General features: G+C 66.9%; 21 protein-coding genes. 5 read left to right on the plus strand and 16 right to left on the minus strand.

The window, feature by feature from the left end; all coding sequences use genetic code 11:
• Position 1 precedes the first annotated feature (1 nt).
• Together ACSYAO_RS06705 and ACSYAO_RS06710 are read right to left on the minus strand one after the other, a co-directional pair.
• Positions 2-1,960 (minus strand): MacB family efflux pump subunit, encoded by a 1,959-nt coding sequence (locus ACSYAO_RS06705; protein ID WP_032127910.1) that lies wholly within the window; start codon positions 1,958-1,960, stop codon positions 2-4.
• A complete protein-coding gene (locus ACSYAO_RS06710; RefSeq protein ID WP_032127909.1) occupies positions 1,957-3,198 on the minus strand; it encodes an efflux RND transporter periplasmic adaptor subunit in 1,242 nt (413 codons plus the stop codon). Before ACSYAO_RS06710 ends, ACSYAO_RS06705 begins: the two co-directional genes overlap by 4 nt.
• A 204-nt stretch (positions 3,199-3,402) precedes the next feature.
• On the opposite strand from ACSYAO_RS06710, the gene ACSYAO_RS06715 reads away from it, so the two are divergent.
• The 3 genes from ACSYAO_RS06715 (at position 3,403) to ACSYAO_RS06725 (ending at position 8,751) form a co-directional block, all read left to right on the plus strand.
• Complete coding sequence (locus ACSYAO_RS06715; protein ID WP_005408779.1) at positions 3,403-4,131, plus strand: response regulator; 729 nt, start codon at positions 3,403-3,405, stop codon at positions 4,129-4,131.
• A gap of 6 nt (positions 4,132-4,137) precedes the next feature.
• A complete protein-coding gene (locus ACSYAO_RS06720) occupies positions 4,138-5,547 on the plus strand; it encodes an ATP-binding protein (protein WP_440566711.1) in 1,410 nt (469 codons plus the stop codon).
• A 177-nt stretch (positions 5,548-5,724) separates the two neighbouring features.
• The gene (locus tag ACSYAO_RS06725; protein ID WP_049422051.1) at positions 5,725-8,751 is read left to right on the plus strand and encodes a ligand-binding sensor domain-containing diguanylate cyclase; all 3,027 of its coding nucleotides are present in this window, start codon (positions 5,725-5,727) and stop codon (positions 8,749-8,751) included.
• 95 nt (positions 8,752-8,846) lie between these two features.
• Here ACSYAO_RS06725 and rnt read toward each other — a convergent pair whose 3' ends face one another.
• From rnt to pstS (ACSYAO_RS06780), 11 genes are all read right to left on the minus strand, one after another.
• The gene (rnt, locus tag ACSYAO_RS06730) at positions 8,847-9,497 is read right to left on the minus strand and encodes a ribonuclease T (RefSeq protein ID WP_014036542.1); all 651 of its coding nucleotides are present in this window, start codon (positions 9,495-9,497) and stop codon (positions 8,847-8,849) included.
• A 169-nt stretch (positions 9,498-9,666) separates the two neighbouring features.
• The gene (locus ACSYAO_RS06735; RefSeq protein ID WP_121503829.1) at positions 9,667-10,188 is read right to left on the minus strand and encodes an HvfX family Cu-binding RiPP maturation protein; all 522 of its coding nucleotides are present in this window, start codon (positions 10,186-10,188) and stop codon (positions 9,667-9,669) included.
• Positions 10,189-10,214: 26 nt separating this feature from the next.
• On the minus strand, positions 10,215-10,970 hold the full coding sequence (locus ACSYAO_RS06740) for an HvfC family RiPP maturation protein (RefSeq protein ID WP_197655839.1): 756 nt from the start codon (positions 10,968-10,970) through the stop codon (positions 10,215-10,217).
• A complete protein-coding gene (locus ACSYAO_RS06745; RefSeq protein WP_121503827.1) occupies positions 10,963-11,838 on the minus strand; it encodes an HvfB family MNIO-type RiPP peptide maturase in 876 nt (291 codons plus the stop codon). Before ACSYAO_RS06745 ends, ACSYAO_RS06740 begins: the two co-directional genes overlap by 8 nt.
• The gene (locus ACSYAO_RS06750) at positions 11,825-12,181 is read right to left on the minus strand and encodes an HvfA family oxazolone/thioamide-modified RiPP metallophore (protein WP_032127903.1); all 357 of its coding nucleotides are present in this window, start codon (positions 12,179-12,181) and stop codon (positions 11,825-11,827) included. Before ACSYAO_RS06750 ends, ACSYAO_RS06745 begins: the two co-directional genes overlap by 14 nt.
• Before the next feature lie 259 nt (positions 12,182-12,440).
• On the minus strand, positions 12,441-13,148 hold the full coding sequence (gene phoU, locus ACSYAO_RS06755) for a phosphate signaling complex protein PhoU (RefSeq protein WP_008265615.1): 708 nt from the start codon (positions 13,146-13,148) through the stop codon (positions 12,441-12,443).
• 97 nt (positions 13,149-13,245) lie between these two features.
• Positions 13,246-14,076, minus strand: a complete 831-nt coding sequence (gene pstB / locus ACSYAO_RS06760) for a phosphate ABC transporter ATP-binding protein PstB (RefSeq protein ID WP_005408788.1) — start codon at positions 14,074-14,076, stop codon at positions 13,246-13,248.
• 19 nt (positions 14,077-14,095) lie between these two features.
• Complete coding sequence (gene pstA, locus ACSYAO_RS06765; RefSeq protein ID WP_032127902.1) at positions 14,096-14,959, minus strand: phosphate ABC transporter permease PstA; 864 nt, start codon at positions 14,957-14,959, stop codon at positions 14,096-14,098.
• Entirely contained in the window at positions 14,959-15,927 is a 969-nt protein-coding gene (gene pstC / locus ACSYAO_RS06770; RefSeq protein WP_008267250.1) for a phosphate ABC transporter permease subunit PstC, read from the minus strand. The genes pstA and pstC overlap by 1 nt, the downstream gene beginning before the upstream one ends.
• 82 nt (positions 15,928-16,009) lie before the next feature.
• On the minus strand, positions 16,010-17,098 hold the full coding sequence (pstS, locus tag ACSYAO_RS06775) for a phosphate ABC transporter substrate-binding protein PstS (protein WP_049463601.1): 1,089 nt from the start codon (positions 17,096-17,098) through the stop codon (positions 16,010-16,012).
• A 409-nt stretch (positions 17,099-17,507) separates the two neighbouring features.
• Positions 17,508-18,524 carry a phosphate ABC transporter substrate-binding protein PstS gene (pstS, locus tag ACSYAO_RS06780; RefSeq protein WP_049463600.1) on the minus strand — a complete coding sequence of 339 codons (1,017 nt, stop codon included), beginning with the start codon at positions 18,522-18,524 and terminating at the stop codon, positions 17,508-17,510.
• Positions 18,525-19,076: 552 nt separating this feature from the next.
• On the opposite strand from pstS (ACSYAO_RS06780), the gene ACSYAO_RS06785 reads away from it, so the two are divergent.
• Positions 19,077-20,309: a carbohydrate porin gene (locus ACSYAO_RS06785; RefSeq protein WP_197655838.1), complete on the plus strand. Its 1,233-nt coding sequence runs from the start codon at positions 19,077-19,079 to the stop codon at positions 20,307-20,309.
• Between the two features lie 81 nt (positions 20,310-20,390).
• Here the strand turns inward: ACSYAO_RS06785 and nth are convergent, their stop codons facing one another.
• The 3 genes from nth to ACSYAO_RS06800 are packed head-to-tail and all read right to left on the minus strand — an operon-like array spanning position 20,391 to position 22,223.
• On the minus strand, positions 20,391-21,083 hold the full coding sequence (gene nth, locus ACSYAO_RS06790) for an endonuclease III (protein WP_049463598.1): 693 nt from the start codon (positions 21,081-21,083) through the stop codon (positions 20,391-20,393).
• Positions 21,083-21,436 (minus strand): hypothetical protein, encoded by a 354-nt coding sequence (locus ACSYAO_RS06795; RefSeq protein ID WP_049399879.1) that lies wholly within the window; start codon positions 21,434-21,436, stop codon positions 21,083-21,085. The genes nth and ACSYAO_RS06795 overlap by 1 nt, the downstream gene beginning before the upstream one ends.
• Before the next feature lie 4 nt (positions 21,437-21,440).
• A complete protein-coding gene (locus tag ACSYAO_RS06800) occupies positions 21,441-22,223 on the minus strand; it encodes an enoyl-CoA hydratase/isomerase family protein (RefSeq protein WP_032127897.1) in 783 nt (260 codons plus the stop codon).
• 167 nt (positions 22,224-22,390) lie between these two features.
• Between ACSYAO_RS06800 and ACSYAO_RS06805 the strand changes: the two genes are divergently transcribed.
• The gene (locus ACSYAO_RS06805; RefSeq protein ID WP_032127896.1) at positions 22,391-23,092 is read left to right on the plus strand and encodes an FKBP-type peptidyl-prolyl cis-trans isomerase N-terminal domain-containing protein; all 702 of its coding nucleotides are present in this window, start codon (positions 22,391-22,393) and stop codon (positions 23,090-23,092) included.
• The last annotated feature ends 80 nt before the right edge of the window (positions 23,093-23,172 follow it).

A 23,172-nucleotide genomic window follows, 5' to 3' on the forward strand; every position in this document is an offset into this window, starting at 1 on the left:
TTCATTCGCGGGCCAAGGCCTCCACCGGGTCGAGCTGCGCGGCATTGCGTGCGGGCAGGAAGCCGAACGCCACGCCGATCAGGGTCGAGCAGGCAAAGGCGGCGACGATCGAGGCGGTGGAGAACAGCACCTGGAAGTCGCTGGCGAAGCGGCCGATCATCGAGCCCAGCAGCAGGGCCAGGCCGATGCCGAGCACGCCGCCGAGCAGGCACACCAGCACTGCTTCGATCAGGAACTGCTGGCGGATATCACTCTGCCGTGCACCGACGGCCATGCGCACGCCGATCTCACGGGTACGCTCGGTCACCGACACCAGCATGATGTTCATCACACCGATACCACCGACCAGCAGTGCGATGGCGGCGATGGCGCCGATCAGCAGGGTCATCGTGCGCGTGGTCTGCTCGATGGTCTGGCGGATTTCGGCGCTGTTGCTGAGGAAGAAGTCCTCGGTGCCATGGCGCATGGTCAACAGTCGGGTGATCGCTTCCTGTGCGGCATCCATCGGCGTGGCGTCGTCCACGCGCACGGTGATGCTGGACACGTGGCTCTGGCCGAGCATGCGCGACATCACCGTGGTGTACGGCAGCCACACGCTCAGGCTGGTGCTGCCGCCGAACCCGAAGCTCTGGCGCTTGGCCACGCCGACCACGCGCGCCGGCACGTTGCCCAGCAGGATCACCTGGCCGATCGGATCGACATCGGGGAAGAACTGGGTCTGGGTGTTCTCGTCGATCACCGCCACCTGGCCGAGGCCCTTCACTGCATCGGCATCGAAGAAGCTGCCGCTGAGCAGGGTCACGCCCTTGACCCGGAAGAACTGCTCGCCGACGCCGCTGACCTGGGCGGTGGAGGACTGGTTGCGGTAACGCGCGGTGACCGAGGTCGACACGCTGGGCGTGGAGCTGTCGACGTAGCTCTGCCGGGCCAGCGCATCGGCATCACTGGCTTTGAGCGTCTGCACGCGGGCCGAGCGCATGTCGCCGAAACCACGGCCGGGGTAGACATCGATGGTGTTGGTGCCGAGCGCGCTGATGTTCTGCAGGATCTGCTGCTGCGAGCCGTTGCCCAGCGCCACCACCGAGACCACCGAGGCGATGCCGATGATGATGCCAAGCATGGTCAGGAAGGTGCGCAGCCGATGTGCATTCATCGCCAGCAACGCCATGCGGAATGCTTCGGTGAAGCGGTCGCGCGCGGCTCGCCAGCTGTTGCCGCGGGCGACGCCGGTGCTGGCCTCGCGCTGCGCGCGGTAGGTCGGTGCATTCGGGTTGGCGCGGTCGGCGATGATCTCGCCGTCGCGGATCTCGATGATCCGCTGCGCGTGTTCGGCCACGCTCATGTCGTGGGTGACGATGATGATGGTGTGGCCTTCGGCGTGCAGCTCGCCGAGGATCGCCATCACTTCCTCGCCGGATTTGGTGTCCAGCGCGCCGGTCGGTTCGTCGGCCAGGATCACCTCGCCGCCGTTCATCAGGGCACGGGCGATCGACACGCGCTGCTGCTGGCCGCCGGACAGCTGGCCCGGCTTGTGGTGCATGCGGTCGCTCAGGCCCAGCCGCTGCAGCAGCTGCTCGGCACGCGCGTTGCGCACCGGGCCGGGGCTGCCGGCGTACACCGCCGGCACTTCCACGTTGCCGCGCGCATCGAGGTCGCCCAACAGGTGGTAGCGCTGGAAGATGAAGCCGAAATGCTCGCGGCGCAGTTCGGCCAGCTCGTCCGGCTCCATCTTCCCGGTTTCGCGGCCGGCCACCTGGTAGCTGCCACGGGTGGGACGATCGAGGCAGCCGAGGATGTTCATCAGCGTCGACTTGCCCGAGCCGGACTGGCCGACGATGGCCACCATCTCACCGGCGTGGATGTCCAGGTTGACGTCGCGCAGCACGGCGATCACATCGTCGCCGGCCGGGAATTCGCGTCGCAGGTCGCGCAGGCGCAGCAGCGGCGCCGTCGTGCTCATCGGCGCCCCATGCCCGGGCCACCGACCCGCATCTGCATGCCGCCGCGGTTGCCGCCGCCGGCGCTGGCACCGGCCGCACCGGCTTCGCCGACCACCACGCGCTCGCCTTCCTTCAGTCCCGACAGGATCTCGGCCGAGGCGCCGTTGTTGATGCCCACGGTAACCTTGCGCGGCTGCGGCTGGCCCTTGTCGTCCAGCACCCGCACCATGCGCTCGTCGCCACGGCGCTTCGGCCCCAGTGCCACTGCCGGCACCATCAGCACGCCCTTGGCCTGCTTCAGCAGTACCGAGACCTGTGCGGTCATGTCGATGCGCAGGGTGCCATCCGGATTCTCCACGTCGAACAACGCGTTGTAGTAGACCGCGCTGCTGGAACTGGAACTGGACGAACTGCTGGAACTGGACGAACTCTCGTTGGCGATCGAGGCCGGCGCCGGATTGATCTGGCGCAGCGTGGCGTGGTACTTGCGGTCCGGGTCGCCCAGCGTGGTGAAGTACACCGGCATGCCGGCCTTGATCTTGACCACGTCGGCCTCGGAGATCTCGGCATTGACGGTGACCACGTCCAGCCGTGCCAGCATGACGATGGTCGGTGCGGTCTGGTTGGCGTTCACGGTGCGACCTTCCTCGGCCACCACTGCCACCACGGTGCCGTCCATCGGCGCGGTGATGCGGGTGTAGGCCAGGTTGGCGCGGGCGGTGCCCAGCTCGGTTTCGCGGCCCTTGATCTGCGCCTCGTAGGACTGCAGCTGGGCACGGGCGGTCTTCAGCTGCGCCTCGGCGGCATCGTATTCCTGGCGCGAGGTGGCCTCGGCGGCCAGCATCTGCTGCTGGCGCGCGAATTCCAGTTCGGCCTGGCGCAGGGTGGCCTGCTGCACGGCGCGCTGGGCGGTGACCTGGTCCAGCGAGGCCTGCGCATTGAGCACCTGGTTCTGCTGGGTGGTGGCGTCGATCTCGGCGATCAGGTCGCCTTCCTTCACGGTGTCGCCTAGCTGCACCTTCAGCGACTTGATCTGGCCCGAGGCCTGGGCACCGACGCTGACCAGCTTGTAGGCGTCGATCACGCCAGTGGCTTCCACCGTCTGCTCGATGTCACCGCGGCTGACCGGCGTGGTCGCCACCGCCGGGGCGGCGGGCTTGCGCAGCAGCCACCAGGCGGCTGCGGCAACGGCAAGGGCGAGCAGGGCGATCAGTATCAGGCGACCCCGGCGGGTCGCGGGCAGCAGGCGGAACGTCACGTCGTGGCTTCACTCTCGGGGCCGCGGTGGCGGCGTTGGTGGGCATTGTGAAGACCGGGCGATGGGCGGCTCAATCCTCGGGGTATGTCTCTATGTAACACTGTCGGTGAATACGCGTAACCACAGGTATCCCGCCCATGGCTGGATACACTGGTACGCATTGCCCCGGATGCGGTTCAGCTGCCGACACGGGATGATCGCGACATGGAGACTGAAAACACGATGCATCGACTGCTGATCGTCGACGACGACAACGACATCCGCACCCTGCTGGCCGAACAGCTCGGCCGGGCCGGCTACCAGGTGAGCACGGCCGCAGACGGCACCGCCATGCGCCAGCTGCTGGACCGCGAACACGTGGACCTGATCGTGCTCGACCTCAACCTGCCGCGCGAGGATGGCCTGACCCTGTGCCGCGACCTGCGCGCGCGCTCGAACACACCGGTGATCATGCTGACCGCGCGTGCCGAGCCGATCGACCGCGTGCTGGGCCTGGAAATGGGCGCCGACGACTACCTGGCCAAGCCGTTCGAACCGCGCGAGCTGCTGGCACGCATCCGCAACGTGCTGCGCCGGACCGAGGCGCTGCCGGCGAACCTGGAGCCGCTGGCGGTGCGCCGTGCGCGCTTCTCGCGCTGGGTGTTCGATCTGGAGCATCGCCACCTGGTCGATCCGGACGATCGCGTGGTGGTGCTGTCCGGCGCCGAGTTCCGCCTGCTGCGGGTGTTCATCGCCCACGCCAACAAGGTGCTGTCGCGCGAGCAGCTGGTCGCGCTCAGCAGCGGCCGCAACTACGAGGCACAGGACCGCGCCATTGATCTGCAGGTCAGCCGGCTGCGCAACAAGCTGGGTGACGACGGTGGCCCGGACGGACTGATCAAGACCGTTCGCAACGAAGGCTATGTACTGGCCTCCTCGGTGAACCTGGAATAAGCCGCGATGAAGCGCCTGCGCCATTTCCTGTCCTCGATGGTCGGGCGGTTGTTCGTGATCCTGCTGCTGGGCATGAGCGTGGCCGCGATCGGCGCGACCATGCTGGCCACCTCCAAGCGCCAGCAGGAGTTCGAGCGGCAGAACCTGAACCGCATCGCCGACCGCCTCCAGGGCTACGTCAACCTGCTCGACGGCAACCCCGAACTGCGCGAGCGCCTGCTCGAAATCGGTGGGCGGAGCGTGCGTGCGCTGCAACCCGGCGCACGCCTGGGGCGGGCCGATACCGCGTTGATGGAAGTACTCGATGACCGGCCCGGGCCGGTCGCACGCGCGCATGTGCACTTCGCTTCGTTCCGCTCCTGCATTCCCAAGCTGCAGGACCTGCTGCCCCCGCCGCCACCGGGGCATCGAAAGCATCCGCGCGAACGTGATCCGGCGTTCATCCCGCCCAAGTGCCGTGCGGTCGACGTGACCCTCAACGACGGCACGCTGCTGAAGCTGGCGCTGGATTCGCCGGCGGTGGCACACAACGGGATCCTCGCCGTGGACCCGTGGTTCCTGACCCTGCTGGTGCTCGCGATTGCGGTGCTGGCCTATATCGTCGCGCGCATGGCCAGCGCGCCGCTGCAGGAACTGGCCGCAGCCGCCGAAGACCTGGGCGACGACCTGCAGCGCGATCCACTGCCGCTGCGCGGCCCGCGCGAAGTGCAGCGCGCCGCAGAGGCCTTCAACGCCATGCAGCATCGCCTGCAGCGGCACCTGGCCGAGCGCACGCAGATGCTGGCGGCGATCACCCATGACCTGCAGACCCCGCTGACCCGGCTGCGCCTGCGCCTGGAGAATGTCAGCGACGAGGTGCTGCGTGAGCGCCTGATCGGCGATCTGGCCGCGATGCAGGCGTTGGTGCGCGAAGGCCTGGAGCTGGCGCGCAGCGCGGAGAGCGCCGAGCAGCGCGCCGCACTGGACCTGGATTCGTTGCTGGAGAGCATCGTTGAAGACACGGCCGAGGGCGGCGGAGATGTCGTCTTTGAAGGTGGCAGCGGAGCGGTGTTGATGTTGCGTCCGCTGGCCATGCATCGCCTGTTTTCCAACCTGGTGGACAACGCGGTGATGTATGCCTACCGGGTGCGGGTACGGGTCGAGCGTAGTGGTGGCGCGATCACCGTGGTGGTGGCCGATGACGGCCCGGGCCTGGCCGAGGATCAGCTGGAAGCCGTGTTCGACCCGTTCGTGCGGGTGGAAACCTCGCGTTCGCGCGAAACCGGCGGCGCGGGTCTGGGCCTGACCATCGCCCGCGCCCTGGCTGAGAAAGACGGGGCGCGGCTGTGGCTGCGCAACCGCGTCGAAGGCGGGCTGGAGGCGGTAGTGCAGTGGCCGGCCAGTGCACAGGTGACGCCGCCGGGCCGCGCGGGCTGAGCCTTCGCGGCTGGCGATGGTGACGCCGTGGGCCGGGTTTGGCCTATCATCTGCGCATCTTCCCAGTTCCCCCCCGATGAGCCAGCCCGTTCCCGCCGGCATGCCGTCCCGCGCTGCCCGGCAGTTCCCGCATGCTGCCAGGCCCGGCAGCCCTGCCTGGCCGCCGCCGCTGCACTGATGGCCGGACAGGGGGACATCGGGCGCTGGGTGGAGCGCTGCGGATCAGATATCGGTCGATGGCTGCGACAGGGCCTGCTGTGGCTGCTGCTGGCCCTTGCACTGCCGGTGGCAGCGCAGGAGGGGGCTCCGCCACTGCGCGACTACGCCATTGATGTATGGACGTCGCGCAACGGCCTGCCGCACAACTCGCTGCGCGACATCGCGCAGACCCCCGAAGGCCACCTCTGGTTCGCCACCTGGGAAGGCCTGGTGCGTTACAACGGGCTGGATTTCACCGTGTTCGACCGCAGTACCCGCCCGGGCCTGCGCGACAACGGCATCGGCGCGCTGTTCGTCGACCGCCAGGGTGGGCTGTGGATCAGTGATTCGCGGGGCAATGTCAGCCATCGCGGCAATGACGGCCAGTGGCGGGTCTGGGAGCACCAGGCCGATACCCCGCAGGTCCTGATCCAGTCCATGCAGATGGACAGCCAAGGCCGCCTGTGGCTGCTGTATGAAGGCAAGGGCATCGGCTATCTGACGCCGGACACCGGCATCGTCTACCAGGCTCCGGCCGCCGACCTGCCGATGGCGATGAGCTTCACCAAGCTGGTGGTCGACGCGCAGGACCGGGTCTGGGCCGGCACGTTGGATGGACTGGTGCTGCGCGACAACGATGGCGTGCTCAAGCGGGCGCCCGCGGCGTGGGGGCTGGGCGCCGGCAGTGGCCTGTCGTGGCCGTACCGCGCTCCGGATGGCGCGCTGTGGATCGTCGCCGGCGAGCGCCTGTACCGGGTGGAGGATGATCAGCTGGTGCTGATGCACCGCCTGCCGGGGCAGCTGCACCTGACCTCGATGCTGCAGGATCGCCATGGTGACCTGTGGCTGGGCACCGAGAACCAGGGCCTGCTGCGGATCTCAGCGCATGGCCTGGAGCGCCTGCCGGCGGGCCTGAACCTGCCGGGTGGGCGCGTGGTCAGCCTGCGCGAGGATGCCGAGGGCAGCATCTGGGTGGGTGCCAACGGTGGCCTGTACCGCCTGCGCGAAACACTGTTCAGCAGCTACACCGAGCGCGATGGCCTCAGTGGCGACTATGTGCGCACCGTGTTCGAGGACCGCGATCGCCAGCTGTGGGTCGGCAGTGCCAGCGGCCTCGACCTGCAGACTGCTGATGGCCGCTTCCGCGCGATGCCGCTGCACAACCGCGGCGGCAAGGCACCTTCGGTGCTCAGCCTGGCGCAGGGCCCGGACGGTGACCTGTGGGTCGGAACGTTCGGTGATGGCGTCTACCGTCTTGGCCCCGATGGCCGGCTGCGGCACAACTATGCCGCCGCCGATGGCATGCCGGGCGGCAACATCCGCGCGATCAGCGTGGACCCGCAGGGTGTGGTCTGGGCCGGCACCCAGAAGGGCGTGGTCCGCATCGACGGCGACCGCGTGCAGGTATCAAGCGTTGCGGGTATGCCCAGCGGCCTGATCACCGCGCTTGAGCACGATCACCAGGGCAACCTGTGGATCGGCACCATCGAGGGCATCCGCGTACTGCGCGGCGATCACGTGCAGTCGATCGACCTCGCGCCGATGGGCGGTGGCCGCAGCGTGTTCGGCTTCCATCAGCTGGGTGACGCGATGTGGATCAGCAGCGACCGTGGCCTGTACCGCTGGCGCAACGGCACGCTGGCACGGGTGGGGCTGGAGCAGGGCATGCCGGTGGATGCGGTGTTCCAACTGGTGCCGGATCGCCTTGGCAACGTGTGGATCAGCAGCAACCGCGGCGTGCTGCGCACCGACATGGCCACCCTCAACGCCGTGGCCGATGGCCGCGCACCCCGGGTGGTGGTGGAGCGCTACAACGAGATTGACGGCATGGCCAACGCGCAGGCCAACGGCAGCTCCGGGCCATCGGCGATCCTGCGCCAGGACGGCACGTTCTGGGTGGTCACCGCCGGAGGCCTGAGCACCGTCGATCCGCAACGCCTGCAGCGTTTCCGCGAGCGTCTTTCACCGCCGGCAGCGATTGAAAGCGTGCAGGTGGATGGCGCACCGGTGCATTGGGAAGGCCCGGACCGCAACTACATTCCCGGCGGCCGCCGCTTGGCGGTGAGTTATGTCGGCCTGAGCTACCTGATGTCTGACCGGATCCGCTACCGCACGCGGTTGGACGGCCTGGATACGGGGTGGGTCGAACGCGGCCCGCAGCGCAGCGTGGAGTTCGTTGGCCTGCCGCCGGGCGACTACACCCTGCACGTGGCCGCTGCCCATCCGGGTGGCAGCTGGGGCCAGCAGGAAGCGGTATGGAGCTTCACCGTGGAGCCGTTCTGGTGGCAGCGACGCAGCGTGCAGGTGCTGGGTGGCCTGTTGCTGCTGGCCGGGCTGGTGGCGCTGTACCGGCTGCTGCTGCAGCAGCTGAAGGCCAGCAACCTGCGCCTGGCACGGCGCGTGGACGAGGCGACCTTCGACCTGCAGGCCAAGACCGTGCACCTGCAGGCGCTGAACCAGGAAAAGACCGAACTGGCCGAGCGCCTCGCACGCCAGGCCGAGGCATTCGAACGGCAGGCCCGCGAGGATGCACTGACTGGCCTGGCCAACCGCCGTGCCTTCGATGAAACGCTGGCGCGCGACTTTGCACGTTCGCAGCGCAGCGGTCATCCGCTGTGCCTGGTGGTGCTGGATATCGACCACTTCAAGGACGTCAACGACCGCCACAGCCACAGCATCGGCGATGCCGTGCTGGTGCAGGTGGCGCGGTTGATCGCCGCCGCCAGCCGCGACTCGGACCTGCCGGCGCGCACCGGCGGCGAAGAGTTCGCGCTGCTGCTCAACGACACCCGTCTGGAGGAAGCCGCACAGCTGTGCGCGCGCCTGCGCGGCCTGTTCCACGACCACCCCGACTGGGCCGGCGTGGACGGCCTGCGCGTGACCTTCAGCGCAGGGCTGGTGGAGCTGGATGCCGACGACCGTACCCCGGCGTTGCTGTACCAGCGTGCCGACCGCGCGTTGTACCGCGCCAAGAGCGATGGCCGGGATCGAACGAGCATCGGTTGATTGCATCCACGCATGGCGTGGATCTACCGTCCGGTGAGTGGTGGGTGCGGACCGTTGGTCCGCACTGCGTGGATGCGGTTGCGCCGTTGGCTGGCTTACCGCGGCCAGGCGTTGGCGATCGTGCAGAACAACCGCGCGGTCTGCTCGGTGTCATATACCGCGCTATGCGCCTCGTTGGCATCCCAACCCAGCCCGGCGGCGGTGGCCGCACGCGCCAGCACGGTCTGCCCGTAGGCGATGCCGGCCAGGGTCACCGTGTCGAACACGCTGAACGGATGGAACGGGTTGCGCTTGTGCCCGGTCCGCGCCACCGCCGCGTTGACGAAGCCCAGGTCGAAATGAGCGTTGTGGCCGACCAGGATCGCGCGCTGGCAGCCGTACTTCTTCATCGCCGCACGCACCGGGGTGAAGATGTGGTCCAGCGCGGCCTTCTCTTCCTTGGCCAGCCGGAACGGATGGTCGAGGATGATGCCGGTCACTTCCAGTGATTTCGGGTCGATCTCCAGGCCCTCGGCCGGCACCACGTGGGCGCTGGCGGTCTGGCCGGGGTAGAGCAGGCCGTTCTCGTCCATCTCGATCGGCACGGCGGCGATTTCCAGCAGTGCGTTGCGCTGGCTGTCGAAGCCGCCGGTTTCCACGTCCACCACCACCGGCAGGAAGCCGCGGAAGCGTTGTGACATCGCGCGCTGCGCCTGGGGGACTGCGGAATCGGGAGCGGCGGCAGGTGCGGGGGTGGGGTCAGTCATGCGTGAATTCTAGCAGAGCGACCCTGAGCGCCCGGCCAGCCTTCGGTGCATGCGTTCCCTGCGCGGGCGTGTGTCGACCAAGGTCGACACCTACCGGGACACCGCGCGCTCAGAATTCCGGTAGGTGCCAACCCTGGTTGGCACACGGTGCGCCGACCAGGGTTGGCGATTACCGGACTGCTGGCCGTGCAGGCGTGGCCGAGGGAGACCACCGCGCCAACCACGCATCCACGCTCAGCCTGCCGGCGCCGGTGAAGATCAGCGGCAGCAACATGGCCATGAACAGCACCGGCAGCTTGAAGTTGCCGAAGCCCTGGTCAGTGATCGCGTAGCCCATGGCCAGGTCGGCCAGCGAGTTCCACTCCATCGGCCAATGCACCGCATAGGTGGCCACTACGGTCAGCACCAGCAGGCTGGCGGCGGCAAACCGGGTGCCGAAGCCAACCAGCAGGCAGGCCGCGCCAATCAGCTCGAACCAGGTGGCAAGCTGCCAGTTCAGGGTGGCCGGCAGCTGGTCGAACGGGAACGGGAAAGCGTCCTGCAGGTCGGCGAACCAGTTCTGGCCGTGCAGCTTTTCGCGGCCGGATTCGAAGTATTCCCAGGCCAGCAGCAGGCGCAGGCCGAGCGGGGCCAACCAGGGGGCGAGACGGTCCAGCTGGCCGCGCGCGGCGGCCAGGGTCGGAAGGTTCATCGGTGGTTCTCCGGGGGGAAGGGGCGTCAGCCAGGGACTGTGAGCGGGCCGATCACGCCGGCCTGCAGGAACTGCTGCAGCAGTGCAGCACCGGGTTCGGCCAGCGCCTCCTCAGCCAGGCCGTGCGCGGCGGCCAATTGCCGCAGATAGGCATGTCCATCGAGGCCGGGTTGTTCGCCGATGCTGGACAGCAGGTATACCGCCAGCGGGCTGAGTGCGGCGAAGCGCACTTCGCCGTCAGCCTCACGGCGCACCAGCAGGCCGGTCGGCTCGGTGGGCGGCTGCATTGGTGCATCCTCGGCACCCAGCCGGTGAACCGGCCACTGGTACAGCAGCGGCCACGCCAGCGGCGAGCGCTGCAGTGGTACCTGCAGCGGATCGATGTTGCCCGGCGCCGGCAGCGGCTCGGCAGGAAGCTGGTACAGCGCGGTTTCCACCCACTCGTAGTGGGCCAGCTCGGCCAACGCCGGGTGCGACAGCTGCGGCTGTGCCTGCAGCCACTGCACGAATTCGGCGGCCAGTTCGGTGAACAGCGGCGTCTGGCAGCGATGGGTGGCGAAGTAGTGGCGCACCAGGTCGCTCCAGGCCGGTTCGCCGAGCAGGCGCACGCAGACCGGGAAGCCGTTGCTCAACAGGCCCAGCAGATTGTTGAACAGCAGCCGTTGGTACACCGCGACCCGGCGTGGCTCCAGCCCGACCGGCGGTGGCACACCCTGCGGATCGCGCAGGTGTGCGGTGAACGCATGCTGCTGTGCGCGCAGAGTGTGGGAGGTATCAGCCATGGGCGATACCGGCATGGCTGGACTGCAGGCGGCGGATGGTCTGCAGTTCGCCCTGCAGCTCGGCGTACGGGGGGAAGTTGAAATCGCGTTCGAGCAGGGTGGGGCGTGGGCCGATGCGCGCGTAGGTACGCGCCAGCAGCTCCCAGACCGGGTCGATCACCGCGCTGCCATGGGTGTCGATCTTCAGGTCCGGTGCCTCGTCCAGGTGCCCGGCCACGTGCAGGCAGACGATGCGCTCTGCGGGTAGCCCGGCAATGAAGCTGTCGGCATCGTAGCCGTGGTTGCAGGCGTTGACGTAGACATTGTTGACGTCCAGCAGCAGATCGCAGTCGGCTTCGGCAAGCACGGCGTTGGTGAAGGCCAGTTCGTCCATCGCCGGTTCCGGCGCCAGGTAGTAGGACACGTTCTCCACCGCGATGCGGCGACCCAGCAGGTCCTGCACATGGGTGATGCGTGCGGCGGTATGGCGCACGGCTTCGTCGGTGAACGGAATCGGCAGCAGGTCGTACAGGTGGCCGTCGTCGCTGCAGTAGCTCAGGTGCTCGCTGTACAGCGGCACGCGGTGCTTTTCCAGGAACTGGCCGACCTGTTCCAGCAGCTGCGTATCCAGTGGCGCGCTGCCGCCCAGCGACAACGACAGGCCGTGGCAGCTCAACGGGTGGCGCTGCGCCAGTTCGGCCAGTGCATCCCCGGCGGGACCACCGACATGGATCCAGTTCTCCGGCGCGCATTCGAGGAAATCGAAGTCACCGGCCGGTGCATCGCGCAGATCCTGCAGCAGCGCCCGGCGCAGCCCCAACCCGGCGGCCGCCGCACGAAGCGGCGACCGCAGGTGGACGGCGCTGGCGCGGACGTCAGTGCTTGGCACCGCACTTGCCTTCGCCGCACTTGCCCTCGGCCGACTTCTTGTCGCCGCTCTTGGCCTTGGCGCCTGCCGCAGCACCGGCGGCCTTGCCCTTGTCGGCGCCGCATTTGCCTTCGGCACTCTTGCCGTCGGCACCACATTTGCCTTCGGCGTGCTTGGTCGCGTCCGCGGCCATCTTGGTGTCCGCTGCCTTGGCATCGGTGCTGGCCTTGGCGGCCTGACCAGCGACCAGATAGCCCTGGGCCAGGTCGCTCATGCTCAGGGCCGAGGCACTGGCGGTCATGCCCAGGCCGGCGGCCAGGGCGGTAGCAGTCAGCAGGGACAGGGTCTTGTTGGAACTGCTCATCGGTGGTGCTCCTGGGTGGTGTGGGCGGCTGCCCGGGTCGCCGGCAGGGTTGCCGGTGGAAACGATGGTGCAGCGATCCTACTCAACGAATCCTCGCCAAGACCTCAAATTTTCGTGAGGTTTGTTACAGAAGGGGAACACGGTTTCCGGTAGATCCACGCCATGCGTGGATGAATTGCCGGAATGCCCAGAAACAAGAAGGCCGCTGTCACCAGGACAGCGGCCACCTTGGAGTCAACTCCGGTGTTGCAGTGCAGCGTCAGGGCTGTCCGGTGCTGGAGGTCTCGTCGCGTTTTTCACGCGGCGGCAGTGGCTGCTCGCCATGCACCAGGAACCACACGTTCTCGGCGATGTTGGTGGCGTGGTCGCCCACGCGCTCCAGGTTCTTGGCCATGAACAGCAGGTGGGTGCACGGGGTGATGTTGCGCGGGTCTTCCATCATGTAGGTCAGCAGCTCGCGGAACAGCGCGGTGTACTGCGCGTCCAGGCGGGCGTCGTCCTCGCGCAGCGCCAGCGCAGCATCGGCATCGTTGTCGCGGTAGGCGGCAATGGCGCGGCGCACCTGCTGCGCGGCCAGGCGGCCGAGCGCCCGCAGGCCCTGGATCTGCGGCAGCGGCGGTACCTTGCCCAGCGCGATCGAGCGCTTGGCGACGTTGGCGGCGTAGTCACCGATGCGCTCGATGTCGGCCGGGATGCGCAGGCCGGCCAGGATCTCGCGCAGGTCGCGTGCCATCGGGCCACGCAGCGCCAGGCGCATCACGTCGTGGCTGATCTGCTGCTCCAGCGCATCGATCGCTTCGTCGTTGGCGATGATGCGATGGGCGGCGTTCTCGTCGCGCTTCTCGATCACGTCCATCGCCGCTTCGAGCTGAGCGACGGCCATCTCGCCCATGCGCACGATTTCGGCCACCAGCCGCTGCTGTTCTTCGTCGTAGCTCTTGACGATGTGGTCGTTGGGAAGATTCATGGTCTGCAATCCGGGTAGAGCCAGGCCATGCCTGGCTGGCGTGATTTGTAGAGTCGAGCCATGCTCGACTGACATTGTCTGTCTGTCGACTGCCGTTTCAGCCGAAGCGACCGGTGATGTAATCCTCGGTCTGCCGCTGCGACGGCTGCGAGAAGATCACTTCGGTGCGGTCGTGCTCGATCAGGTCGCCCAGGTACATGAAGGCGGTGTAGTCGGACACGCGCGCGGCCTGCTGCATGTTGTGGGTGACGATGACGATGGTGTACTCGTGCTTGAGCTCTTCCACCAGCTGCTCGATGCGGCTGGTCGAGATCGGATCCAGCGCCGAGGTCGGCTCGTCCAGGAGCAGCACCGACGGGCGCAGGGCCACGGCGCGGGCGATGCACAGACGCTGCTGCTGGCCACCGGACAGGCCCAGTGCGCTCTGCCCCAGCTTGTCCTTCACTTCGTCCCACAGCGCGCCCTGGCGCAGCGCCTGCTCGACGCGGTCGGCCATGTCGGCCTTGCTCAGCTTCTCGTGGTGCCGGATGCCGTAGGCCACGTTCTCGAAGATGGTCATCGGGAACGGCACCGGCTTCTGGAACACCATGCCGACCTTGCTGCGCAGGCGGTTCATCGGGTACTTCGGCGACAGGATGTTCTCGCCGTCCAGCAGCACTTCACCACGCGCCTCCAGCTTCGGGTACAGCGCGTAGATGCGGTTGAAGATGCGCAGCAGGGTCGACTTGCCGCAGCCGGAGGGACCGATCAGCGCGGTCACGCGCTTTTCCGGGATCTCCAGGTTGATGCCCTTCAGGGCATGGAACTTGTCGTAGTAGAAGTCCAGTCCACGCGCAGCCAGCTTCACCGGCGACGGCGTGTGCAGGCTCTCGTGCGAGGACGGCACGGCGATGCGCTGCATCGGCACGGCGTTGGAAAGGTCGTTCATGGCGTTATCCACGGAAAGGTCAGTCATGGGAGATACGGTTGCGCAGCAGGATGCCGCGGGCGGCAAGGCTGACCAGCAACACGAAGACAGTCAGCACCAGGGCACCGGCCCAGGCCAGCACCTGCCAGGATTCATACGGGCTGCCGGCGAACTGGTTCATCACTACCGGCACCGAGGCCATCGGCTGGAAGATGTTGTTGTTCCAGTACTGGTTGCCGAAGGCAGTGAACAGCAGTGGTGCGGTCTCGCCGGAGATTCGGGCCAGCGCCAGCAGGATGCCGGTGATGATGCCGGCCGAGGCACTGCGGTACAGCACCTGCACGATCACCTTCCACTGCGGGATACCCAGCGACAGGGCTGCCTCACGCATCTGCGAGGGCACCAGGCGCAGCATTTCGTCGGTGGTGCGCACCACCACCGGCAGCACGATGAAGGCCAGCGACAGTGCACCGGCGAACGCCGAGAAGTTGCCGCCGGTCTGCATCACGTACAGCGTGTAGACGAACAGGCCAAGCACGATGGATGGGGCCGACAGCAGGATGTCGTTGACGAAGCGGACCACGGTGCCGGCCTTGCGGGCGTTGCCGTACTCGGCCAGCCAGGTGCCGGCCAGCACGCCCAGCGGGGTGCCGATGCCGATCGCCAGCGCACACATCACCGCACTGCCGAAGAAGGCGTTGGCGAGACCGCCTTCCTGCATCGGCGGCGGCGTCATCTTGGTGAACAGATCCCAGTTGATGCCGGCCAGGCCCTTGGAGGCCAGGGTGAACAGGATCCAGCCCAGGAAGAACAGGCCGAACAGGGCGGTGGCGCAGGAGGCGGTGATCGCAACGACGTTGCCGATGCGACGGCGCAGGTACAGCGAATCAGCGGTGGTGGACATCAGTTGCCCTCCTTGCGGGACAGGCGCATCAGCATCAGGCGGGCGATGGCCAGCACCACGAAGGTGACGATGAAGAGGACGAAGCCGAGCAGCAGCAGGGCCGAGCGGTAGGTTTCAGTGGCTTCGCCGAAATCGTTGGCGATCAGCGCGGCGATGGTGGTGCCCGGTTCCAGCAGCGACGGCGACAGACGCACGCTGTTGCCGATCACGAAGGCCACCGCCATCGTCTCGCCCAAGGCGCGGCCGAGGCCGAGGAAGATGCCACCGATCACCGCCGAGCGGGTGTAGGGCAGGACGATGTCCCAGCTCACTTCCCACTTGGTGGAGCCCAGTGCATAGGCCGATTCCTTCAGGCGGGTCGGCACGGTCAGGAACACTTCGCGCATCACCGAGGAGATGAACGGAATGACCATGATGGCCAGCACGAAACCGGCGGTGAGCATGCCGATGCCCAGCGGCGGACCCTGGAACATCGGGCCGATGATCGGCCATTCGCCCAGCGTCTCGTTGAGGAACGGGGTGACGTACTCGGTCATCACCGGCACCAGCACGAACAGGCCCCACATGCCGTAGATGATCGAGGGAATGCCGGCCAGCAGTTCGATGGCGGTACCGACCGGGCCACGCAGCCAGCGCGGCGCGACTTCGGTGAGGAAGAAGGCGATGCCGAAGCTGACCGGCACGGCGATGACCATCGCGATGAGGGCGGTGACCAGGGTGCCGTAGATCGGGGCGAGGGCGCCGAACTTGTTTTCGACCGGATTCCAGTCGGCGGAGAAGAAGAAGCTCAGGCCCTGCATCTGCAGGGCATGGCGGCCGCCCCACAGCATCGACAGCGCGGCGCAGGCCAGCGCGATCAGGACGAAGATGACGGTGCCGACCAGCACCCATCGGAACAGTTTGTCGTTGCGGGCATCACGCGCATCACGCGTGGACGGGGCGGCTACAGGCTGGGCGATGGCATTCATGGGGACGGCAGGGCCAGGAAGGGGCGGGGCGGCACGGCGTGGAAGAAGCGGTGCCCGCTCGGGGCGGGCACCGTCGTGTCCATCACTTCAGGTCGGTCGCCCAGTAGGCCTCGATCTGCTTGACCAGTTCGGCCGGCAGCGGCACGTAGTGCAGCTCGTTGGCCTGGGCCTGGCCGTTCTCGAAGGCCCACTTGAAGAAGGCCAGGGTGTCCTGGTTGCGCTTGGCGTCCTTCGGCTGCTTCTGCATCAGCATGAAGTTGGTGGCGGTGATCGGCCACGCCTGCTCGCCCGGGGCGTTGGTGATGACCAGGTTGAAGTCCTTGGCGCTGGCCCAGTCGGCGCTGGCGGCCGCAGCGCCGAAGGTTTCCGCGCTCGGCTCGACCCAGTTGCCGGCCGCGTTCTGCATCGCGGTGTACGGCATGCCGTTCTGCAGCGCGTAGGCCAGTTCGACGTAGCCGATCGAGCCCTTGATCTGCTTCACGTAGGAAGCGACGCCTTCATTGCCCTTGCCACCGACGCCGTCCGGCCACTGCACCGAGGTGCCTTCGCCGACCTTGCTCTTCCACTCCGGGCTGACCTTGGACAGGTAGTTGGAGAAGTTGAAGGTGGTGCCCGAACCGTCCGAACGGTGGACCAGGGTGATCTTGCCGTCCGGCAGCTTCACGCCCGGGTTGGCGGCGACGATGGCCGGGTCGTTCCAGGTCTTGACCTTGCCCAGGAAGATGTCGGCCAGCAGGGCGCCGCTCAGGCGCAGCTTGCCGGTTTCCAGGCCTTCGATGTTGACCACCGGCACCACGCCGCCGATGGCGGACGGGAACTGGGCCAGGCCGGCCTGGGCCAGCTCTTCGCTGCTCAGCGGCTTGTCGGAGGAACCGAAGTCGACGGTGCCGGCCTTGATCTGGGCGATACCGCCACCGGAACCGATCGACTGGTAGTTGATCTTGGCGCCGGTGCTGGCGTTGTAGTCAGCCGACCACTTGGAGACCAGCGGGAAGATGAAGGACGCGCCCGCGCCGGACACTTCGGCGGTCACCTTGGCACCGGCAGCGGCCGGGGCGGCGGCACCGTCGGCAGCCGGCTGCTGCGCGGCCTGCTTGTCGCCACCGCAGGCCGACAGGCCCAGGGCGATGGCCAGGGAAAGGGCGGCGAGGCCGGCCGAGTGCAGTTTCATGGTCACTCCATAGCGGGGTAGAGCCGACGGCGTCGGCGGATGCGGCTATGAAATGATGTTTTTGTTACAGCCGTATTACGACCATGACAGAGGTGTCCTGGATCACGTTCTGACAAGGGTTTCACGGGGTTGGCCACGGTCCGGGAGACCCCCGGAGACCCCGGATCTGCGCACCGATATGACCGCCGGTTGGCCGTGCAGCGTCGAGCTTGCTCGACTGCCTTTGGCCCTTCGTAGAGTCGAGCTTGCTCGACTGATGTCCACCGCGAGCAGTCGAGCAAGCTCGACTCTACACGCCCGTGCGCCGCAAACGAGAAAGGCGCGAGATCTCGAGGATCTCGCGCCCGGGGTGGGATCGGCGGGGGAGAGAGGACCCGCCGATCCCGTTCCTGCGGGGGAACGCGCTTGCTTACTTCAGGTTCTGCGACCAGTAGGTCTCGATCTGGCGGACCAGGCTGTCCGGCAGCGGCACGTAATCCAGCTGGCGGGCCTGGGCATCGCCGCTCTTGTAGACCCAGCGGAAGAACTCCTGGGTGGCCTTGCCGTTGGCAGGGTTCTTCGGCTTCTTGTGCACCAGGATGAAGTTGGTGGCGGTGATCGGCCAGGACTCGGCGCCCGGGGCGTTGGTCATCACCAGGTAGAAGTCCTTGGCGCTGGCCCAGTCGGCGCTGGCAGCAGCGGCGGCGAACGAGGCGTCGCTCGGCTGCACGAAGCGGCCGGCGGCATTCTTCATCGCGGTGTACGACAGCTTGTTCTGCAGCGCGTAGGACAGTTCGACGTAGCCGATGCCGCCCTTGATCTGCTTCACGTAGGCAGCAACGCCTTCGTTGCCCTTGCCGCCGATGCCGGCCGGCCACTGGACCGAGGTGCCTTCACCGACCGAGCTCTTCCACTCCGGGCTGACCTTGGACAGGTAGTTGACGAAGTTGAAGGTGGTGCCCGAGCCATCCGAACGGTGCACGACGGTGATCTTGGCGCTCGGCAGGGTCACGCCCGGGTTCAGTGCGGCGATGGCCGGGTCGTTCCAGGTCTTGATCTTGCCCAGGAAGATGTTGGCCAGCACGGTGCCGTCCAGCTTCAGCGCGCCCGGGGCGATGCCGGCCACGTTGACCACCGGCACCACGCCGCCGATCACCGACGGGAACTGCGCCAGGCCCGCAGCGGCCAGTTCTTCCGGCTTCAGCGGGGCGTCGGATGAGCCGAAATCAACGGTCTTGGCCTTGATCTGGGCGATACCACCGCCGGAGCCGATCGACTGGTAGTTGACCTTGTTGCTGGTGGCGGCGTTGTAGTCGGCCGACCACTTCGACATCACCGGGTAGATGAACGAGGCGCCCGCGCCGGTGATTTCAGCGGCGTTGGCGGCGAACACGGACGACGCTGCGAAGACGGCAACGGCAACGCGCGACTTGAAGGCGTGGATCACGGGGTGGCTCCTGGGTTGATTGGGATGCGGGGTTACCCGCCCGGCGCACATTCCATAACGGTTCGATGACAGCGCAGGGACCGTTGTATGACGCAACCGTTACAGCGCTGCCCGGCGCCCGCACAGCCAGGGGCGTGAAGGTTCTGAGTGCTGCGGGCAACGTGATGACCATGCGCCGGAGACGGACGTGGCCCGGTTGCGATCACGTTCTACATGTCGCTGATGGACTGCCCGGTGTGGTCGTCAATGCCATCCCGGCCTGGCATTCCGCAGTGATGCCGCGTCATCCACACGAAACCATCAATGCAGGTGAGCGCTGCGCGGCGGTCGGCCCGGGCCGGGACGCTGATACGTGACGCCATATGCGGCAAGGGATCGACAAGCATGTGGCGGCAAATGAGTCGTACGCATGACCGCACGAAGAAATCTGTGGTTGGTGCTCAGGTTGTCATTCGGCTGTCATGGTTTTAACGGAATGTTCGCAAAACGCTTGACCGGCCAGCCGGCGTGGCGTTCTGCCCAAGCCATTCCAACCCTCTGGAGAAATCCAAAATGCGTTCCCATTTGCTCGCCGCCGCGGTCGTTGCAAGCCTCGGTCTGGTTTCCGCCGACGCCTTCGCAGCTCCCGCCAGCACGGGCGTATCCCAGGCACAGCTGCAGCAGCTGCAGGCGCAGATCGCTGCCCTGCAGGCCCAAGTCCAGCAGTTGCAGAACGATTCGCAGGCGCTGCAGGCACAATCTGACGCGCAGTCCGAAGTGAACATCACCCAGGCCCAGGCCCTGGAAGGTGCACAGAAGACCCAGACCAGCGTCGACAAGCTGGCCAAGCTGGTCAATGACAACAAGATCGGCGGTCGCATGTTCTTCGACCTGACCAACATCGACAAGACCAGCAACGGCAAGGACACCGCCGCCAGCGGCACCGGCCTGGACGTCAAGCGCTTCTACCTGACCGTCGACCACAAGTTCAACGACATCTGGTCGGCCAACCTGACCACCGACTTCCAGTACAGCTCGGCCATCGGCAACACCGAACTGTTCGTCAAGAAGGCCTACGTGCAGGGCAGCTTCGACCCCGCCTTCAACCTGCGCGTCGGTGCCGCCGACATGCCGTGGATTCCGTACGTCGAGAAGTTCTACGGCATGCGTTATGTCGAGAACACCCTGACCGATCGCCTGAAGTACGGCAACTCGTCCGACTGGGGCCTGCATGGCTTCGGCAACCTGGGCAACAACTTCAACTACGCGGTCTCGGTCGTGTCCGGCGCCGGTTACAAGAACCCGACCCGCAGCAAGGGCATGGACGTGGAAGGCCGCGCGGCCTATACCCCGAACGAGAACTTCGTGGTTGCCGTCGGTGGCTACAGTGGCAAGCTGGGCAAGGAAACCGACATCCAGAGCGCCGAGAACACCTACACCCGCGCCAATGCGATGGTGGCCTACGCCAGCAGCGACTTCCGCGTCGGTGGCGAGTACTTCCAGGCCAAGAACCTCAACAACGTGATGACCGTTGCCACCGACAAGACCAGCGGCTGGTCGGTGTGGGGCAGCGTGCGCGTCACCGACGGCGGCATCAACGTGTTCGGTCGTTACGATGACACCGACGTCAGCAAGACGCTGGACCCGACCCTGAGCGACAAGTACTGGAACGTCGGCATCGAGTTCCCGGTCATGAAGAACCTCAAGCTGTCGACCGTGTACAAGTACACGCACCTGGCCAACGCCAGCGACAAGAAGAACGACAAGACCAAGGAGTTCGGCGTCTGGGGCGACCTGTCGTTCTGATGTCCTGAAGCACTCTTGTCTACAAGCAAAGACGGCGGGCCCTGTGCCCGCCGTCCTTGTTTTGTCACACCACGAACGCGTTCACGCCTCGGCCGTGGTCTTTTCCTTGAACCGGCACAGGTCGGCGATCACGCAGCCCGGGCAATCCGGCTTGCGCGCCTTGCACACATAACGTCCGTGCAGGATCAGCCAGTGATGCGCGTCGAGCAGGAACTCGGCCGGAATCACCTTCACCAGTTTGTCTTCCACTTCGCGCACGTTCTTGCCCGGGGCCAGGCCGGTACGGTTGGAGACGCGGAAGATATGCGTGTCCACCGCCATCACCGGCTCACCGAACGCAGTGTTGAGCACCACGTTGGCGGTCTTGCGGCCCACGCCCGGCAGCGCTTCCAGTTCATCGCGATCGCGCGGCACTTCACCGCCGTGCTTCTCCAGCAGGATCGCGCAGGTGGCGATCACGTTCTTCGCCTTGGCGTTGAACAGACCGATGGTGGCGATGTACTGCTTCAGCCCGTCCTCGCCAAGCGCGAGGATCTTTGCCGGGGTATTGGCCACCGGGAACAGCCGGCGCGTGGCCTTGTTGACGCCCACGTCGGTGGCCTGCGCCGACAGCGCGACCGCCACCAGCAGTTCGAACGGCGAGCTGTACTCCAGTTCGGTCTTCGGGTGCGGATTGAGTTCGCGCAGGCGGGTGAACATTTCCACCACATCGGCGCGCGGCATGCTGCCACCGCGTCGCGCCGGCGCGCGCGGGGTCTTCTTCGCAGCGGCCATTACTGCTCCTTGCCGGTGGCGCGGGCCTTGGCCCGGGCGAGAATCGCGGCGGCGGCCGGGGGCAGGGCGGGCTTCACGTCCGGCGCCGGGGCTGGCGTGCGTCGCGCATCGCGTTCGGCCTCGCGGCGCGCCAGGCGCACGGCACGGGCACGGTAGCGTTCGCGTGCGGCCCAGGCCGCGTGCAGCTGCTGCTGGGCCTGCTGCAGGCGTCGTGGAAGGTCCGGGTGGCCGGGCAGCAGCTGTTCGTCGCCGGCACGGGCAACGTAGTCCATGAGACCGGCCTGCAGGGCGCCATCGAGATCGTCTGCCTGGACCCGGGCGAACAGCTGCGCGGGGTTGGGTCGGGATGCCATGGCGTCAGCGGTTCTGGAAGGCCGGCGGGCGGCGCTGCAGGAAGGCGCTGGTGCCTTCGCGCATGTCTTCGGTGGCGAACAGCAGGCCGAACTGCGCGCTTTCGTACTCCAGCCCAGCCTCCAGGCTGCATTCGCCACCCACGTGTACCGCGTCGAGCAGGCCACGCAGGGCCAGCGGGGCCGAGCGTGCCAGCTGGCGCGCGATGTCCTGTACACGGTTGTCCAGCGCATCGGCGGGCACCACCTCGTTGACGATGCCCAGTTCCAGCGCACGCGCGGCGTTGATCGGTGCGCCCAGCAGGCACAGCTCCAGAGTGGCGGCGCGGCCGCACAGGCGCAGCAGGCGCTGGCTGCCGCCGAAGCCGGGAATCAGGCCGAGATTGATCTCAGGCTGCCCGACCTTGGCCGTATCGGCAGCGATGCGCAGGTGGCAGGCCATGGCCAGCTCCAGCCCGCCGCCCAGGGCGAAGCCGTTCACGCGTGCGATCACCGGCTTGGGCATGCGCTCGATCTGGCGCATCAGGGCTTGGCCGAGCAGGGAGAAATCACGTCCCTGAACCGCACTGAGTGTGTTCATCTCGGCGATGTCGGCCCCGGCCACGAAAGCCTTCGGACCGGCACCGGTCAGCACCACCACGCGCACGTCCGGGTCGGCTGCGGCGGCGCTGAACGCCTCGGTCAGCGCCTGCAGGGTCGCGGCATTCAAGGCGTTGAGCTTGTCCGGGCGCTGGACGGTCACGGTGCGGATGGCGCCGTCGTCGGCGACAGCGATCAGGGCATCGGCCACGGGGAAACTCCTGAAACGTTAAAAAAAAGTGAGATTGAACTCCGCAAACGCAGACGGGTCTTAGCCTGCATCGTGAGTAGCGGTTACACGTTGTGCCCGTTATCCTAACCCGTCGCCTCAGGGCGGCGCAGAACGTCCCTGAGTTACCACCCCTGGAGAACTGTTTGATGAAGTTGCGTTCTATCGCGGTCGCCGTCGCGGCCCTGGCCCTGACGGGCAATGCCTTCGCCCAGGACGTCTCGTCCGAAAAGGGCAAGCTGAGCTACTACTTCGGTTACGACTACGGCAACAACCTGGCGGAGCTGACCGGTCGTGGTGAGCAGCTGGACATCAACTCGGTGGTGAAGGGTCTGCAGGACGCCTACGCCAAGAAGCAGCCGGCGATCACCGCCGACCAGCTGAAGCCGGCCGTTGAAGCGTTCCAGAAGCGCGAGCAGGGCCGTGCCCAGGCTGCCAAGGCCGAGTACGAAAAGGCTGCTGCCGAAAACAAGACCAAGAGCGATCAGTTCATCGCGGCGAACAAGGCCAAGGCCGGCGTGCAGTCCCTGCCGAGCGGCGTCCAGTACCGCGTGATTGAAGCCGGCAAGGGCGCCAAGCCGACCCAGGCCAGCACCGTGCAGCTGGAAGTGGCCGGTCCGTTCCCGTACGGCCAGCGCCCGACCGAAGCCCGCCCGGCCCAGCAGATTCCGTCGATCAAGGTCAGCGAAGTCGAAATGAAGGCCATGCGCGAGACCCTGCTGCAGATGCCGGCTGGCTCGAAGTGGGAAGTCACGCTGCCGCCGGACCAGGCCTACGGTGCCGACCCGCGCACCCCGTTCCCGCCGAACGTGGCTGTGCAGTTCGAGATCAAGCTGGTCAGCGTCAAGTAAATCGAAGCGGTAAACGAAACGCGCCGGTGATCCCACCGGCGCGTTTTTGTTTGCGCGGAGCGCGACGCTGCCGTGCACTG

The sequence above is a fragment of the Stenotrophomonas sp. STK16_22 genome, assembly GCF_051984505.1.
Taxonomy (GTDB): domain Bacteria; phylum Pseudomonadota; class Gammaproteobacteria; order Xanthomonadales; family Xanthomonadaceae; genus Stenotrophomonas; species Stenotrophomonas maltophilia_A.